This window comes from Pseudonocardia spirodelae (genome assembly GCF_037727765.1).
In the GTDB taxonomy this organism is placed as follows: Bacteria; Actinomycetota; Actinomycetes; order Mycobacteriales; family Pseudonocardiaceae; genus Pseudonocardia; species Pseudonocardia spirodelae.
On record NZ_JBBJUP010000003.1, the window covers coordinates 163,075 to 178,573 of the forward strand.

Sequence of the window (15,499 nt, forward strand, 5' to 3'; positions counted from 1 at the left end):
GCCCCGCCCCTCCGATCCCGAGGAACGAGATGTCGTCCCCGACGCGCGCCCCGATCTCCGTCGTCGTCCCCGCCTACAACTCCGCCCGCACCATCGCCGAGACCCTGCGCTCGGTGCTGGCCCAGGACGTCGACATGGAGGTGCTGGTCCTCGACAACGCCAGCACCGACGGGACCGGCGACATCGTCCGGTCCGTCGGGGACCCCCGCGTGGTCGTGCACCGCAACGAGGCGCTGCTGCCGCTGGGCGACAACTGGAACCGCGCCGTCCGGCTGAGCCGCGGCGAGCTGGTGAAGCTGGTCTGCGCCGACGACCTGCTCGGGCCCGGCACCGTGGCCGAGCAGGCCGACGTGCTCGCCGACCCCGGCGTCGCGCTCGTCGCGTCGCGCCACGAGGTCATCGACGAGTCCGGCCGGGTCCTCGGCCGCGACCTCGGGCTGGGCGGGCTGCTGGGCCGGGTGCCGTCGCGGCGGCTGGTCGCGACGCTCGTGCGCCGCGGCCCCATCGACTTCGCCCCGACCGCCGCGACCATGTGGCGGCGCACCGGCTTCGACCGCGCCGGCGGGTTCCGCGGCCGCTACGTGTTCTGCATGGACGTCGACCTGTTCGCCCGGATCATGCGCTACGGCGAGTTCGTCGGCACCCCCGGGCACGGGGCGTCGTGGCGGGAGTCGCGCTTCAACGTCAGCCGCACCCGCTCCTCGCTCAGCAAGCTCAGCGAGATGCGCAGCAGCAACTACCAGCTCCGCCGCGACCTGCCCGGCCTCGTCGGGCGCTCGGACCTGCTCGCGGGTGACGTCCGGCTGGTCCGGGCCGGCCTGGAGCGCGTCCGCGTCCGCTCGCTGGCGACCGTCCGAGCCCGCCCGGAGGTCGTGTGAGCACCCTGCACCACGCGGACGCCCGCGACGGCGGGACCCGGCCCGGCACGGTCCCCCGGGTCCACATGACCGGGTCGGAGTGGTTCGCGACGAACGCCGGCGGGCTGAACCGCTACTTCACCGACCTGTTCACCGCGCTGCGCGACCTGCCCGGCGTGGACGTCACGGCCGCCGCGCACGGCGAGCCGCCGCGCGGGGGCAGCTCGTGGGGACCGTTCGCGGGCGGCACCCGGGCCCGGGTGGCGCGCTCGCTCGCGGCCGCGCCGGGCACCCGTCCGCGCGTGCTCGACCGGCACTACTGCCTCTACGGGCGCCCGGCCCGCGACCGGCACGGCGCGCAGTCGCTGGTCGTGCACTTCCACGGCCCGTGGGCCGCGGAGAGCGCCGCCGCCGGGGCGGGCGGGCTCGCGGTGCGGGCCAAGCGGCTGGCCGAACGGGCCCGCTACGCCGGGGCCGACGCCTACGTCGTGCTCTCCGAACGCTTCCGCGACCTGCTCGCCGCCGACTACGGCGTGCCCGCCGGCCGGATCCGGGTGGTCCCGCCGGGCGTCGACCTCGGCCGGTTCACCGCGGCCGCGGAGCCCGCCGGGCCCCCGACCGTGCTGTGCGTGCGACGCCTGGAGAACCGGATGGGCGTCGACGTGCTGCTCGACGCGTGGCGCGCGGTCGCCGCGGCCCGCCCGCAGGCCCGCCTCGTCGTGGTCGGCACCGGCTCGGCGGAGGCGGGCCTGCGCGCCCGCGCCGCCGCCGGTGACCTCGCCGGGTCGGTGAGGTTCACCGGCCGCGTCGGCGACGACGCGCTCGCCCGGCTCTACGCCGGCGCCGCGCTGACCGTCGTCCCCTCGGTCGCGCTGGAGGGCTTCGGCCTGATCGCGCTGGAGTCGCTGGCCGCCGGGCGGGCGCCGGTCGTCACCGACTGCGGCGGCCTGCCCGACTCGGTGCGCGGGCTCGACCCGTCGCTGGTCGTCGCCCCCGGCGACCCCGAGGCGCTGGCCGCCCGGCTGCTCACCGCCCTCGACGGCGACCGTCCCGGCCCGGGCGCCTGCCGGGCGCACGCCGAGCGCTTCTCCTGGCGGGCCGCCGCCGAGCGGCACCGCGACCTGTACCGCGAGCTCGCATGACCAGGGCCCTGTTCGTCACCCACACCGCCGCGCCGTCCGGCGCGGAGCTCGCGACGCTGCGGCTGATGCGCGCCCTGCCCGGCGCCGGGGTCGAGCCCGTCGCCGTCTACGCCGCGGCCGGCCCGCTGGTCGCGACCACCCGGGCCTCCGGGATCGCCACCGACGTGCTCGCCGAGGAGCTGGGCCGCGACGTGCGCATCGGCAGCCGGGACCCGCTGCGCTTCGCCCGCGGCCTGGCCGCGCTGGCCCGGCTGGGCCGCGACCTCGGTGACGTCGCGGTGCGCCGGCGCGCCGACGTGGTCGTCGCGACGACCACGAAGGCGCTGCTCATGGGGGCGGTCGCGGCCCGGCGCGCGCGGCTGCCGCTGGTCTGGCAGGCCCACGACCGCGCGACGGCGGAGTTCTTCGGGCCGGTCGTCGCACCGGCCGTGCGCGCCGTCGGACGGGTCGTCCCCGACGCCTACATCGCCAACAGCCGCTCCACCCTGGAGACGCTGCGCACCGGGAACCGGCCGGTGCTCGTCGCCCACCCCGGCGTCGAGCCGGGCCCGGCGCCGCGGCGCGACCCGCAGCGGGCCGCCGCCGACGCGGTCGTCGTGCTGGTCGGGCGGCTCACCCCGTGGAAGGGGCAGGACGTGCTGCTGCGCGCCCTCGCCGCCGCGGCGCACCGGCCCCGCCGGATCCTGCTGGTCGGGGGCACCTTCTTCGGCGAGGAGGGCTACCGCGCCGGGCTGGAGCGCCTCGCCGCCGAGCTGGGGCTGCCCGTCGAGCTCACCGGCCACGTCGACGACCCGGGCGAGCTCATGCGCGGCGCCGACGTGCTGGTGCACTGCTCGACGACCGCTGAGCCGTTCGGGCAGGTCGTGGTCGAGGGCATGCAGGCCGGCTGCGCGGTCGTCGCGTCCCGGCCGGGCGGGCCGTCGGAGATCGTCACCGACGGCGTCGACGGGCTGCTCGTCGACGGCGGCGACGTCGCCGCACTCACCGCGGCCCTGGACCGGCTGCTCGCCGACCCCGCCGAGCGCGAGCGCCTGGCCGCGGCCGGGCAGCGGACCGCGGGCCGGTTCGGCGTCGACCGGACCGCGGCCGACGTCGCCCGCTTCCTGGCCGGTGTCGTCGGCGAGCGGCGGGAGGTGCTCCGGTGAGCGTCGAGGACGCCCGCTCCATGCGCCCGCTGACGGTGCTGCGCGACATCGGGTTCGTCAGCTTCGGCAAGTACGGGCAGTACGTCGTGACCGCGGTGACGGTGCCGCTGAGCGCGCGGCTGCTCGGCACCGAGGGGGTCGGGCACCTGGCCGTCGGGATGTCGGCGTACTTCATCGGGTCGCTGCTGGTGGACATGGGCATCGCCCAGTTCCTGTCGGCCGAGGTGCCCCGCGGCGACGTCCGGCGGCTGCGCGGCACCTATCTCGCGATCCGTTCCACGATCCTGTCGGTGCTGCTCGCCGGGCTGGCCGCCGGGCTTCTCGCGGGCGTCCCCGAGCTCGCGCTGATGGTGCTGCTCGGACTGGTCGCGGGTGGCCTGTTCGCCATGTCCGACGACTGGGTGCTGATCGGGCAGGGCCGTTTCGGCACGTCGATGGCCTACCAGGCGGTGGGCCGGGCGCTCTACCTCGTGCTGCTGGTCGGGCTGCTCCCGCACTTCCCCTACGCGTGGGTGGCGCTGCTCTGCCTGCTGGTCTCCTCGTTCCCGGCGATCGTGCTGACCTGGTGGACCAGCACCCGCACCTACGGCACGCCGGGCCGGCCGTCCGGCGTCCGCGCGGTGCTGCGCCTGGGCGGTCCGGTGCTGACCAGCCGGCTGCTCATCGCCAGCTACGGCCAGGGCTCGGGCACCGTGTACGCCTCGGTGCTCGACGCCGCCTCGCTCGGGCTGTTCTCCGCCGGGGACCGGATGGTGCGCGCCCTGCAGTCGCTGCTCGACCCGATCGGCTTCGCCCTGCTGCCGCGGATGGCCCGGGTCGCCGACGGCGACCGCTTCTGGCCGCGCGCGGTGAAGGCGCTGGCGGCGACGACGGCGGTCGCGCTGCTGGTCGCGGCCGCGCTGTGGCTGGCCGCGCCGCTGCTGGTGCGGGTGGTGTTCGGGCCCGCGTTCGGCGAGGCGGTGCCGCTGCTGCGGCTCGAGGCGTTCATCCTGCCGTTCACCTCGGTCACCTCCTTCGTGACGACGGCGGTGCTCACCGTGCGCCGCGACACCACCGGCGTGCTCGTCGGCGCGGTGCTCGGCACCGTCGTCGCCGCCGGGTTCCTGCTGCTCGCCCTGCACGCCCGGTCGGTGTGGGTGCTGGTGTGGGGCACGCTGGCCAGCGAGGCCACCGCCGCGCTGTGGTACGCGGCCCGGATGCGGGTGCTGGCCGCCCGCGACGCCGCGGGCGAGCTCCCGCCCGCCGCCCCCGGCGCCGCGGCGGTGCTGCCGGCCGCCGCCCCCGCGCCGCCGGCCGCGGGCCCCGGCCCCGGACCCCGGGGAGGACCGGAGTGAAGGTCCTGTTCGTGGGCGACGACTGGACGGGCAGCAACGCCCGCTCGCTCGCCGACGGGTTCCGCGAGGCGGGCCACGACGTCGTCGTCGTCGACTCGACGCCGGTCACGCTGCCGCGGCGGCTGTCACCGCCGTGGCTCTACAAGCGGGCCACCGGTCGCCGCGCCCCGTGGGACGTCGAGGCCGTGCACCGCCGGGTCGAGCAGGCCGCGGCGGCGCTGCGCCCCGACGTGCTCCTCGCGTTCAACGCGATGCACCTCGACCAGGCCCGGCTGCTCGCCACCCCCGCGGGACGGCACGTGCACTACAGCCCCGACGACGTCTCCAACCCGGTCAACACCTCCCCCGCCTACCTGCGCCACGAGCGGGAGTGGGACCTCGTCGTCACGACCAAGCGGCACAACGTGGCGGAGCTGACCGCGCGCGGGGTCGCGCGGGTGCTGTTCGTGCGCAGCGCCTACGACCCGGCCTGGCACCGGCCCGTCGCGCGCCGGGAGGACCGCTGCTACCTCGTCGGCTTCGTCGGCGCGCTGCGGCCGGACCGGCGCGACTCCACGGTCGCACTGGCGCGGCGGCACGGCGGGCGGATGCTCGTGCGCGGGCCGGGCTGGCGGGCGGTCCCGGAGCTGCGCGGCACCGGCGCGACCGTCGCCGGGCCGGTGTACGGCGAGCGGTTCTCCGCGGTCGTCGCGCAGGTGCGGGCCAACCTCGTGCTGCTCAACTCCGACAACCGCGACACCCACACCTGCCGCACGTTCGAGGTCCCCGCGGCGGGCGGGCTGTTCGTCGGGGAGCGCACCGACGAGCACGCCGAGCTGCTCGACGACGGGTCGGAGTGCTTCCTGTTCTCCTCCCCCGGGGAGCTCGAGGCGATCCTGGCGCGCTGCGCGGAGGACCCCGGCGGCGTCGCCGAGGTCGCCCGGGCGGGACACCGCCGGATCACCGGCGGCGGGCACCGCTACCGCGACCGCGCCCGGGAGATCACCGACGCGCTCGCCTGAGCCCGCCCCCACCGCCCACCCGCCCCGACCCGCCCGAGAGGAGACACCGTGCCGGACGCCGTGCTCGCCGTGACCGCCGCCGCGGCGGCGCTCGCCGTGCTGACCGCGGCCGCGCTGCTGCTGCGCGGCATCCCGCGGGTGCTGGTGCTCGCCCAGGTCGCGTACTGGGCGCTGTCCTACGTGCTGCGCCCGGCGGTCCTGCTGTGGGTGCAGCCGGTCCCGACCTACGGCGACGACGTCGCCGACCCCCGCCTGTACTCCATCGGCTACCCGCACGGCATCGCCGAGGCGATGCAGCCGGTGGTGTACGGCCTCTGGCTCTACGCCCTGCTCGCACTCGGCTACGCGTGCCGGGCCCGCGGGCGGCCGCCGCGGCCCCCGGTGCGCACCGACCCCGACCTCGTCGCGACCCTCGTCGTGGTCTGGGTGGTCGGCTGCGCCGGGCGCGCGGCCGCGTACCTCACCGGGTCGGTCGGCGGGGCCGGCGACGTCACGAGCGCGAACCCCGTGCTCGACCTCGTCGCGTCGCTCGCCGGCATCGGCGGCGCCGGGCTCATCCTGTTCCTGCGCCCGGCGACCCCGTCGCGCGCGGCGGTGGTGATCGGCGGGCTGCTGGCCGTCGAGCTGGGCTGGGCGATCGCGTCGGAGTCCAAGAGCCCGGTGATGGCGGCGGCGCTGGCCGTGGCGATCCGGTTCGCGCTGCTCGGCTGGAGCCGCCGCCGGACCTGGGGCGTGCTGGGCCTCGCCGCAGGCGGCATCGCCGGTTTCGGCTGGCTGCAGTCGTTCAAGCTCAGCGGCGACGCCGCCGCGGCCGCCGCCGAGGTCGACTCCCGCTATCCGGGGGTGGTCCGGCCGTTCCTGCCGATCGTGCGCCGCTTCGACCTGCTGCAGGCCGCGACGGACGCGTACTACATGAGCGGTCGCACCTGGCTGACGCCCGGCCAGGTCGTGACCGCGATGGCGCAGAGCTTCGTCCCGTCCGGCGTGCTCGGCGGGGAGAAGCTGCACTCGGGCACCGCGTGGGCGTTCCAGGTCCGCGGGTCCTCGGTCGACATGCGGTCGGTGTCGGTCGCCCTCGCCGACGGCTCGATCAACGAGGGGCAGGTCCTGGGCGGCCTGCCCGGCGTCACCGTCGGCGCCCTGTTCACGTTCGGGCTGCTGCTGCTGGCCGTGCGCTGGCTGCACTCCCGCCACGTCGTCGCGATCTCCCTCGGGATCATCGTGACGACCTCCCCGATCCTCGACGAGCGCGGGATCCTCGGCAGCACCGAGGTCGTCGGCAAGGGCCTGCAGGCCGCCGTCGTCGTGTGGGTGGTCGCCGTCGTCGTGACCCGCCTGCGCCGCCGCGCCCGTCCGGGCCCGTCCGGGCCGCCCCCGCCCCCGCCCCCCGCCGACGTGCGGGCACCCCGATCCGATCCGAAGGTGGTCAGCACGACATGAGTGTCATGGGCCTCGTCGAGATGCTCCGGCGGCGCTGGCGGACGGCGCTCGCCGTCGCCGTCGCCGGCATCCTCGCCTCCGCCGCCTACGCCTCGCAGCTGACGCGCACCTACGAGGCGTCGTCCACGCTGTACGTGTCGATGGCCACCGGGACCTCGGTCAACGACGCGTACCAGGGCGGGATGGCCGCGCAGCAGCGCGTCACGTCCTACACCCACGTCGCCGACGACTCGACCGTCGCCACCCGCGTGGTGCAGCAGCTCGGGCTCGCGATGAGCCCGCAGGAGCTGCAGAGCCGGATCACGGTGTCCTCGCCGCCGGCGACGACCCTGCTGTCGATCACGGTGTCGGACCCCTCGCCGGAGGAGGCGCTGCGCCTGGCGACGGCGGTGACCGGCCAGTTCCAGCGCCACGTCGGCGAGATGGAGACCACCGTGCGGGGCGCCGCGCCCGCGGCGCGGGTCTCGGTGATCGAGCCGGCGCGGCTGCCCGACGCCCCCACCGGGCGTTCGCCGGTGGAGGTGCTCGCCGCGGGCCTGCTCGTGTCGCTGCTGCTCGGGGCGGGTGCGGCGTTCGCCCGCGACCGTCTCGACGACCGCATCCGCACGCCGCAGCAGCTGTCGGAGCTCACCGGGGTGCGCGCGGTGCGGATGGGCCGACGACGCGACGGGCAGGCCGCGACCCTGCTGCGCCGGTCGCTGACCGGCCCGCACGGGCGCACCGGCACCACGGTCGTCGCGGCGGTGTCGCCGCGCTCGCTGCCGGGCGTCGCGGTGCGCCTGGCCGAGTCCTTCGCCGCGTCGGGCGTCCCGGTCGCGATCGTCGACGCCGACCTGGGCGGGCGCGGTGTGACCGCCGCGCTGGGCCTGACCGGCGACGACGGGCTCGCGGACTGGCTGCGCAGCCCGCACGTGCCGCTGGACTCGGTGCTGTGCCCGGTCGGCCCCCGGCTCTCGGTGGTGCGCCTGGGCCAGGCCGACGACCTGACCTCGGAGCTGCTGGACTCGGCGCGGTTCACCGACCTGGTGACGGCGCTGCGGATGCGGTTCGCGCACGTGCTGGTCGACCTCGGCCCGTCCGGGACCGAGATCGTGCCGCTGCTGCGGTCCTGGTCCCCGGACGCGGTGGTGCCCGCCGCCGAGCTGGACCGGGCGTCGGAGTCGGTGGTGCGCACGGTGGTGGCCCGGCTGGGCGAGGCCGGTGTCCCGGTCACCGTCGCGGCGGCGGTCTCGCGCTCGACGCTGCGGGCGGGCACGGTCGAGTACGAGCCCGACGCGGCCGCCGACCCGGTCCCGCCGGTCGCGCCGGCCCCTCCGGTCGCGCCGGCCGCGCCGGTCGAGGCCCCGGCGCCGCGCGACGGTGCGGCCGCGCTGTCGGAGACCGCGCCGTTCCCGACGACCGTGCTGCCGGTGCGGCCCGCCCCGCGCGGTCCGGCGCCGTCGGGCCCGGGCCGGGAGCCGCAGTCGTCCCCGGCGCGGCCGGCCGCGGGCGGGCCGGCGGTCGCCGCCGCCCCGTCGGACGACGGCGCGGAGGCGACCGGGGAGGGCGCGGACGCGCAGGCCGACGCGGCGGCCGGTGCGCGGCGCGGCGCGAAGCGGAAGGTCACCCGCGAGCGCGGACGGGCCCCGCACCGCGATACTCGACCCCGGCGCTGACCCGCGCGCACCGCACGTCCCCGGGGGAACCCATGTCCGCCTCGCTGTCCCGCCGCCGGATGCTGACCGCGTCCCTCGGCGCCGCCGCCGCGTCGCTGGGGGGCTGCACCTCGGCCGGGACGGCGGGGTCGGACGCCGCCCGCGCCCTGGACGTGCCCGCCTCCGCCCGGGACGTGCGCGCGTTCGGCGCGGTCGGCGACGGCGTCGCCGACGACACCGCGGCGATCGCCCGCGCGGTCGCCGACGCGGACGGCCCGCTCGCGCTGTACCTGCCGGCCGGGACCTACCGCGTGACGGGCTGGCCGGAGCTGCCGGACTACTCCGCCGTCGTCGGGGAGGGGTCGGACCTGTCCACGGTCGTCCACCAGGGCGACGGGCCGCTGTGGGACCTGCGCGACCGGCACCGCGTGGCGTTCGCCCGGCTCGGTGTGTACGTGACGGCCGAGGGCGGGTCGGCGGCCCGGCTCAGCGGCTGCTTCCGCTGCTCGTTCGACACCGTGCTGTTCCGCGGGGAGCACGGCGCGGGGAGCCACCCGCGTTTCGTCGGGCAGCGCGGGGTGGAGCTGCGCGACAACACCGGCGGCACCACGTTCGTCAACTGCGACGTCAACAACTTCGGCGTCGGGCTGGTCGCCTCCAGCATCCAGAACTACGTGACGGCCTCGAAGTTCACCAGCAACTGGATCGGGGTGCTCGGCACCGGCCCGGACTACGCGCCGGGCCTGTCGGTGGTCAACTCCGAGTTCGTCTCCGACACCGACCCGGCGACGACCACCCGCCACGTGCTCGTCGACGGCCCGGCCAACGACTGGTGGTTCACCAACGTCTGGTTCGAGGGCGCCGACGTCGCGGTGCAGGCCGGGGTCGCCGGGCGGGGCGGGCCGTCGCAGCTGGGGCTGGTGAACTGCAAGGTGGCCGCCCGCACCGTGCTGCTGGACCTGCAGAGCTGCCGCCAGCCGCACCTGTCCAACGTCATCCTCGACCCGGACCCGGGTGCGACGCCGGTGCCGCTGCGGATCGACCCGGTGCACTGCCCCGACGGCACCGCGGTCAACCTGGTGTCGGGCACCGCCGCCGACGTCGACCTCGCCGCGTTCCCCCCGCGCTGGCACGTCGTCGGCCGCGGCGTGGTCAGCGGCGCCGAGCACGCGGGGCCCCTGGTGGTGCGCCCCGGCCGCGACGCCGCCGCGGACCTGGTCCAGGCCCGGGCCGGGGACGGGACGGTGGTGTCGGCGGTGCTGCCCAGCGGCGCGTTCCTGTCCGAGCGGGCCGAGGCCGGTGTGGTCCTGCGCGACGACGACGGCGGCTACTGGCGCCTGCAGGTCGGTCCGGACGGGGCGCTGCGCACCGCGCGGCTGGGGACCGGGCGCCCCGCGGGCTGAGCGCCGCGGGTGGCGCTCAGCCGGGGAGCAGGCCCGTGCCGGCGGCGTAGCCGAGCACGAGGGCCGCGGTGACGAGCACCGTCGCCGCCGCCAGCAGCAGCCGCGACCGGCGGGGCGCCGGGGCCGCCGCCGGCGACGGCGGCACCGGCGTCGCCGGGACACCCGCGGTCCAGGGGCCGGTGCCGTCGTGCTCGAGGCGGGCCGCGCCGTAGAGCGCCGCCGCCCGGTCGCCGGTGCCGGGCCGGGTCGGCCCCAGGGCCGCCAGCAGGTCGCGGACCTGCTGCTCGTCGGCGGGCAGGGCGGTGCCCCGCGCGATCAGCTGCACCTGGGCCACCGGCACCCGCGACGACCGCGCGACCGACCGCGCGGACCGGCAGCCGGACCGCACGTGGGCGTCGTCGAGGAGGTCGAGCAGCTCGCGGTGCGGGCCGTGCTCGGGCCAGCTGCTGCGGTCGAAACGGCGCACCGGACGGGGCCCCCTCACTCTGGATGATCGCTCGATCACCTGTCGCGCGCGACGGCGGCCGCGTTACTCACTTCTGATGAGAACCGGTGCGGCCCTTCGGCGCAGGGCCGATCACGGCCTGCGACGAACGGAGCAATTGCGCGGGCGGGTCCCCGGAGGGCGCTAACAGCGGGCGAGCCGTTGGCGACATCCGGTTCAGTCGGCGGTGCCTGATTCGGCGCCGCCGGGGACGACGCCGACCCCAGCGGCCCCGCCCCCCGTTCCCCGCCCCGAAGGAGCCCCCCGTTCCGTGAGCATCCACGACGTCTCGCACGAACCGGAGCGCACCGTCCCGGGTGCGGGGACTCCCGCCGTGGTCCCCGCGCAGCGGCGGCGCGCCCCGCTGGTCGACAGCCCCCGCTGGCAGCGCCGGTTCACCGCGATGGTCGTGCTCGGCGACCTGGCCACGATCGCGGTCGTCACCACGGCGGCGGTGCTCGTCGGGCTGACCGGGTCCGGGGCCGCGGACCGCGCGCGGATCGGGTCGGGCCTGATCGCGGCGCTGCTGCTCGCCGTCGCGCTGCCGGTGTCGCGGGCCTGGGACGGCCGCCTGCTCGGCGCCGGTCCGGGCGAGTTCGTCCGGCTCGGGCGGGCGGTGCTGCTGGCCGACGTCGTGCTCGCGCTCGGCGGGCTCGCCCTGATGGTGGACTCGTCGCGGGAGTGGGTGTTCCTGCTCGTGCCGCTGATCGGGGCGGCCGTGATCGCCGTCCGGTTCGGGCTGCGCAAGGCCCTGCACCTGCAGCGCGGCCGGGGCCGCGGGCTGGCGCCCGTGCTCGCGGTCGGCGAGGAGTCCTGCGTCGCCGACCTGATCCGGCGCACCCGTCGCGACCCGTACTTCGGGTGGCGGGTGACCGGGGTGTGCACGCCGACCGGCACCGGCACCGGCGGCGGCCACCTGGTCGACGGGGTGCCGGTCGTCGGCGACCTGGACGCGGTGACGGGGCTGGCCCGCGAGGGCGGGCACCGGGTCGTCGCGATCTGCCGCTCCCCCGGCTGGGGGCCGGCGCGGCTGCACCGCCTGGCGTGGGACCTGGAGGGCTCGGCCACCGAGCTCGCCGTCGACCCCGGTCTGATGGAGATCGCCGGCCCCCGGATGCACATCACCCCGGTGGACGGGCTGCCGCTGCTGCGGCTGTCCGAGCCGCGGTTCAGCGGGGTCTCCAAGATCGTCAAGTACGTGGCGGACCGGGTCGTCGCCGGGCTGCTGCTGCTCGCCGTCGCCCCGGTGTTCCTGCTGCTCGCGGCCGCGGTCAAGCTCGGCGACGGCGGCCCGGTGTTCTTCCGGCAGGAGCGCGTCGGGACGAACGGGCGCACCTTCGGGATGCTGAAGTTCCGCTCCATGTGCGTCGACGCCGAGGCGAGGCTCGCGAGCCTGCGCAACGACCACGCCGACGGCCCGCTGTTCAAGATGGCCCGCGACCCGCGGGTGACCCGGGTCGGCGCCATCCTGCGCCGCTACTCCCTCGACGAGCTCCCGCAGCTGCTCAACGTCCTCGGCGGCTCCATGAGCCTGGTCGGCCCCCGCCCGCCGCTGCCCCGCGAGGTCGCCACCTACGGCGCCGACGCGCGCCGCCGGCTGCTCGTCAAGCCGGGCATGACCGGGCTCTGGCAGGTCTCCGGACGGTCGTCGCTGACCTGGGAGGAGTCGGTGCGCCTCGACCTGCGCTACGTCGAGAACTGGAACGTCGCGCTGGACCTGCTGATCCTGTGGAAGACGGTGGGGGCGGTGCTGCGCAGCCGCGGCGCCTACTGAGCCGCGGCTGCGGCCCGCTCACGCGAACAGCTTCTGCTGCTCCTCGCGCAGGGCGTCGACGAGCCGGCCCGGGGGCAGGGTCACGTCGTCGTAGGTGAGCACCGCGTCCTTGGCGACGTCGCGGACGAGCGTGCAGTGCTCGGCGACGCCCATCGGCAGCAGGTTCTCCGCGCGGGTCGCGGCCGAGGACTCGGCGACGCCGTAGGTGTCGTAGCCGCCGAGGCCGTCGAGGGTGTGCCCGGCGCGCAGGTCCTGCTTGGCGGTGGCGACGACGTCGACGTGCGCCCCGGCCGGCGGGGTGAGCGCGGCGTCGGCGAAGTCCACGGCCCGCACGATGGTGTTCGGCACCTCGAAGTGGCACAGGTGGTAGGGGGTGTAGAAGCTGTACAGCGGGCCCTCGCCGAGCTTGTACAGGTTCAGGTAGTGCCGCTGCTTCGGGTCGTCGTGCGTGCCGAGCACGTAGATCCCCGGCCCCGGCTTCGCGCCGACGACGTAGTCGACGACGCCGCCGAGCGCGCGCAGCTCGTCGACGTCGTAGCTCTGCGTGAGCTCGTCGACGTGCCCGGCGTGGTCGCGCCCGTACATGCCGCGCCGGCCGACGGTGAAGCCGAACGCGTTGGCCACGATGGCCTGCTCGAACGACACCTTGGTGCCGTCGGCGAAGCTGGTGACCATGTAGGGGTCCTGGCCCCACTTCTCGGCGAACGCCTGCTGCGTGGTGGGGGTGCGGTACTCGTCCTGCAGGCCCTTGATGTTGCCGGCGACGAGCGGGGTGACGCCGATGCCGCGCACGAAGCGCAGCAGGTTGGCCTGCACGCCCGGCTGGTCGCCGTCGGCGCCGGTGAGCACGACGCCGGCCGCGCGGGCGCGGTGCGCGAGCAGCGGGCCGACGGTGCCGTCGAGCTCGGCGTTCATGGTGACCACGGGCAGCCCGCGCTCGATGGCGGCGACGGTGACCCGGGCGCCGAACTCGACCGCGCCGGTGACGTCGACGAGCACGTCGATGTTCTCCGCGGCGAGCAGCGCGAACGCGTCGTCCAGCACGGCCGGGACGCCCGTGGCCACCATGGCCTCGACCTGCGCGGTGGTGGACACCTCGACCGGTTCGAGCCCGGCCTCGGTGTAGGCGCGCACGGCGGTGGCGACGGTGCGGTTGGCGATCGCGACGACGTCCATCCCGGGGGTGGAGTTCACGATCTGGTTGACCAGGCCGCGGCCCATGAACCCGGCGCCGACGAGGCCGACCCGGATCGGGCGGTCCTCGGCGGCGCGCTTCGCGAGCGCGGTGTCGAGGATCAGCATCAGCGGGCCGCCGATCCGGCGACGACGGTGGGGAAGTCGGCGTTGTCGGCCAGCAGCGGCCAGCTCGCGTCCTTGCCGGAGACGTGGAGGACCTCGTGCGGCCAGGCGACGTCGAGCGCGGGGTCGTCCCAGCGCAGCCCGCGCTCGGCGCCCGGGGTGTAGGGCGTGGAGACCTGGTAGATCGTCGTCGCGTCCGGGGTGAGCGTGAGGTAGGCGTGCGCGAAGTTGCGCGGCACGTACATCGCGGTGTGGTTGTCCTGGGACAGCTCCGCGCCGAACCACTGCAGGTAGGTGTCGGAGTCCGGGCGCAGGTCGACGATGACGTCGTAGACCGCGCCGCGGACGCAGCGGATGACCTTGACCTCGGCGTTCGGCTCCAGCTGGTAGTGGAAGCCGCGCAGGGTGCCCGCCTCGTGGTTGTACGAGAGGTTGCACTGCGTGATCGTCGGGTCGAGCCCGGCGTCGCGGAACTCCTGCTCGCAGAAGGCACGGGCGAAGAAGCCGCGGTCGTCCTCGAGACGCTTCAGGTCAATGAGCGCCGATCCGGGGAGCGGGGTCGGATGGATGTCCATGTCCCCCTTGTACGTCACGGCGGCGAGTTCGTTAACCGTCGGGGTGACCGACGGTGGTCACACCGAGCCGGGTGCCACCGGATGGATGAACGTGCCGGGGCGGGTCGCGCCGTCCTGGCGCAGCACCGGGCCCTGCTCCCAGCGCAGCGTGGTCGAGGTGGTCTCGTCGGGCGCGGTGACGACGACGTCGGCCGGCGTCCAGTCGGTGCCGGGCAGCCAGGTGATCACGGTGTGGGCGGTGCCGCCGGGCTTCACGGTCACCGTGGTGGGCTCCTCGCTCGACCGCGGCAGCGAGTAGGCGGGACCGGACCCGCGCAGGTCGACCCCGCCGAAGCCGGTCATGGTGCACGCCCGGTCGGAGGTGTTGCGCCAGACGATCGTGGTGTCCTTCTGGTCGTCGCCGAGCGTGGTGCCGACGCTCGCCTGCAGCGACGCCGCGGTGCAGCGGCCGACGCGCGCGGTGTCGGGCTGCCGGGCGGTGTCCGGCGCGGCGGCCGGTGCCGTGGACAGCGCGGCGGGCGTCCCGCCGCCGCCACCGCAGCCGGCGCAGAGGAGCAGCAGGAGACCGGCGGCGAGGGTGGCGCGGCGCGTCGTCATGCGCGACACCGTGCTCCCCCGGGCCGGATCCCGCTGCGCGACACGGGGAGGACCACCCGGCCGTGGGTCAGCGGCGCACCGCCGCGCGGGGCGCGAGCTCGTCGACGATCCCGCGCACGGCGCCGAAGACGCGGTGCACGGCGTCGCGGTGCGCGGCGTCCGGTCCGCCCATCGGGTCGGGCACGGTGTCGTCGGCCGGGGGGATGGTGCCGCGGGTGGCGCGGGCGAGGTCGACCAGCGCCCGGCCGCGCTTGACCAGGTCCGGCGGCAGGACGGTGGTGTCCGCGGCCGCGGTGAGGCGGGCGAACTCGCGCAGGGCGAAGGTGCGGTCCAGCAGGTGCGGGTGGCGCTCGAGCACCGTGGAGCGGTGCCGCACGTTGGCGCCGAGGACGAGATCGACCCCGTCGACGACGGCGTCGTCGAGCTGGCGCGCCCGGAACCCCTCGGCGCGGTCACCGTCGAGCCCCCAGGGCGCGAGCTGGGCCCGCGACTGCGGGTGCATCCCGGCCCCGACGACGGCGGCGACCCCGGCGCTCGACACCTCGACCCGGGCCGCCTCCCGGCCCCCGAGCCGCCCCACCAGCAGGTGGCGCAGCAGCAGCTCCGCGGCGGGCGAGCGGCAGATGTTGCCCGTGCACACGACCAGCACCCGGAACCGGTCGTCCGGTCCCGCCTGCGCGGTGGCCTGCGGCGGGCGTGCCATCGCCCCAGTGTGCGGCGCGGCAGCACGCTCGGCCAGCATGGTCATGGTGGGCCCTCCCCCGACGGTCCGTCCTCCGTTCAGTCGTGTGCGTCGGGCCGCCCATTTCCGCCG

14 protein-coding genes are annotated in these 15,499 nt (G+C 76.5%); 9 read left to right on the forward strand and 5 right to left on the reverse strand.

Translation table 11 applies throughout. The features are described 5' to 3' along the window. Positions 1 to 29: 29 nt before the first annotated feature. From WJX68_RS04835 to WJX68_RS04870, 8 genes are read left to right on the forward strand one after another with little or no spacing between them, the layout of a single operon-like run. Complete coding sequence (locus WJX68_RS04835; protein ID WP_340286374.1) at positions 30 to 878, forward strand: glycosyltransferase; 849 nt, start codon at positions 30 to 32, stop codon at positions 876 to 878. Beyond that, positions 875 to 1,999, forward strand: a complete 1,125-nt coding sequence (locus WJX68_RS04840) for a glycosyltransferase family 4 protein (protein ID WP_340286376.1) — start codon at positions 875 to 877, stop codon at positions 1,997 to 1,999. The genes WJX68_RS04835 and WJX68_RS04840 overlap by 4 nt, the downstream gene beginning before the upstream one ends. Beyond that, positions 1,996 to 3,144 carry a glycosyltransferase family 4 protein gene (locus WJX68_RS04845; RefSeq protein WP_340286378.1) on the forward strand — a complete coding sequence of 383 codons (1,149 nt, stop codon included), beginning with the start codon at positions 1,996 to 1,998 and terminating at the stop codon, positions 3,142 to 3,144. Before WJX68_RS04840 ends, WJX68_RS04845 begins: the two co-directional genes overlap by 4 nt. Beyond that, positions 3,141 to 4,478 (forward strand): lipopolysaccharide biosynthesis protein, encoded by a 1,338-nt coding sequence (locus WJX68_RS04850; protein ID WP_340286380.1) that lies wholly within the window; start codon positions 3,141 to 3,143, stop codon positions 4,476 to 4,478. The genes WJX68_RS04845 and WJX68_RS04850 overlap by 4 nt, the downstream gene beginning before the upstream one ends. Then, a complete protein-coding gene (locus WJX68_RS04855) occupies positions 4,475 to 5,479 on the forward strand; it encodes a CgeB family protein (protein WP_340286382.1) in 1,005 nt (334 codons plus the stop codon). Before WJX68_RS04850 ends, WJX68_RS04855 begins: the two co-directional genes overlap by 4 nt. Before the next feature lie 48 nt (positions 5,480 to 5,527). Beyond that, a complete protein-coding gene (locus WJX68_RS04860) occupies positions 5,528 to 6,919 on the forward strand; it encodes a hypothetical protein (RefSeq protein ID WP_340286384.1) in 1,392 nt (463 codons plus the stop codon). Beyond that, the gene (locus WJX68_RS04865) at positions 6,916 to 8,574 is read left to right on the forward strand and encodes a Wzz/FepE/Etk N-terminal domain-containing protein (RefSeq protein ID WP_340286386.1); all 1,659 of its coding nucleotides are present in this window, start codon (positions 6,916 to 6,918) and stop codon (positions 8,572 to 8,574) included. The genes WJX68_RS04860 and WJX68_RS04865 overlap by 4 nt, the downstream gene beginning before the upstream one ends. A 32-nt stretch (positions 8,575 to 8,606) precedes the next feature. Continuing rightward, positions 8,607 to 9,956: a glycosyl hydrolase family 28-related protein gene (locus tag WJX68_RS04870; RefSeq protein WP_340286388.1), complete on the forward strand. Its 1,350-nt coding sequence runs from the start codon at positions 8,607 to 8,609 to the stop codon at positions 9,954 to 9,956. 16 nt (positions 9,957 to 9,972) lie between these two features. Here WJX68_RS04870 and WJX68_RS04875 read toward each other — a convergent pair whose 3' ends face one another. Further along, entirely contained in the window at positions 9,973 to 10,422 is a 450-nt protein-coding gene (locus WJX68_RS04875) for a hypothetical protein (RefSeq protein ID WP_340286389.1), read from the reverse strand. Positions 10,423 to 10,711: 289 nt separating this feature from the next. Here WJX68_RS04875 and WJX68_RS04880 point away from each other — a divergent pair, with 289 nt between their 5' ends. Then, positions 10,712 to 12,214 carry a sugar transferase gene (locus tag WJX68_RS04880; RefSeq protein WP_340286391.1) on the forward strand — a complete coding sequence of 501 codons (1,503 nt, stop codon included), beginning with the start codon at positions 10,712 to 10,714 and terminating at the stop codon, positions 12,212 to 12,214. Positions 12,215 to 12,232: 18 nt separating this feature from the next. Here WJX68_RS04880 and WJX68_RS04885 read toward each other — a convergent pair whose 3' ends face one another. From WJX68_RS04885 to WJX68_RS04900, 4 genes are all read right to left on the reverse strand, one after another. Then, positions 12,233 to 13,516, reverse strand: coding sequence for an NAD(P)H-dependent oxidoreductase (locus WJX68_RS04885; RefSeq protein ID WP_340286392.1), 1,284 nt, complete (start codon positions 13,514 to 13,516; stop codon positions 12,233 to 12,235). After that, the gene (rfbC, locus tag WJX68_RS04890) at positions 13,516 to 14,088 is read right to left on the reverse strand and encodes a dTDP-4-dehydrorhamnose 3,5-epimerase (RefSeq protein WP_340286394.1); all 573 of its coding nucleotides are present in this window, start codon (positions 14,086 to 14,088) and stop codon (positions 13,516 to 13,518) included. Before rfbC ends, WJX68_RS04885 begins: the two co-directional genes overlap by 1 nt. 57 nt (positions 14,089 to 14,145) lie before the next feature. Then, positions 14,146 to 14,685: a DUF4232 domain-containing protein gene (locus WJX68_RS04895; protein WP_340286396.1), complete on the reverse strand. Its 540-nt coding sequence runs from the start codon at positions 14,683 to 14,685 to the stop codon at positions 14,146 to 14,148. 67 nt (positions 14,686 to 14,752) lie between these two features. Continuing rightward, entirely contained in the window at positions 14,753 to 15,388 is a 636-nt protein-coding gene (locus tag WJX68_RS04900; RefSeq protein WP_340286398.1) for an arsenate reductase/protein-tyrosine-phosphatase family protein, read from the reverse strand. Positions 15,389 to 15,499: the final 111 nt, after the last annotated feature.

Excerpts from the sequence above, each read along its gene's own strand:
- WJX68_RS04845 (WP_340286378.1), top strand. The coding sequence starts at position 1,996 with ATGACCAGGGCCCTGTTCGTCACCCACACCGCCGCGCCGTCCGGCGCG.
- WJX68_RS04870 (WP_340286388.1), top strand. The coding sequence starts at position 8,607 with ATGTCCGCCTCGCTGTCCCGCCGCCGGATGCTGACCGCGTCCCTCGGC.
- rfbC (WP_340286394.1), bottom strand. The coding sequence starts at position 14,088 with ATGGACATCCATCCGACCCCGCTCCCCGGATCGGCGCTCATTGACCTG.
- WJX68_RS04900 (WP_340286398.1), bottom strand. The coding sequence starts at position 15,388 with ATGGCACGCCCGCCGCAGGCCACCGCGCAGGCGGGACCGGACGACCGG.
- WJX68_RS04865 (WP_340286386.1), top strand. The coding sequence starts at position 6,916 with ATGAGTGTCATGGGCCTCGTCGAGATGCTCCGGCGGCGCTGGCGGACG.
- WJX68_RS04835 (WP_340286374.1), top strand. The coding sequence starts at position 30 with ATGTCGTCCCCGACGCGCGCCCCGATCTCCGTCGTCGTCCCCGCCTAC.
- WJX68_RS04885 (WP_340286392.1), bottom strand. The coding sequence starts at position 13,516 with ATGCTGATCCTCGACACCGCGCTCGCGAAGCGCGCCGCCGAGGACCGC.
- WJX68_RS04895 (WP_340286396.1), bottom strand. The coding sequence starts at position 14,685 with ATGACGACGCGCCGCGCCACCCTCGCCGCCGGTCTCCTGCTGCTCCTC.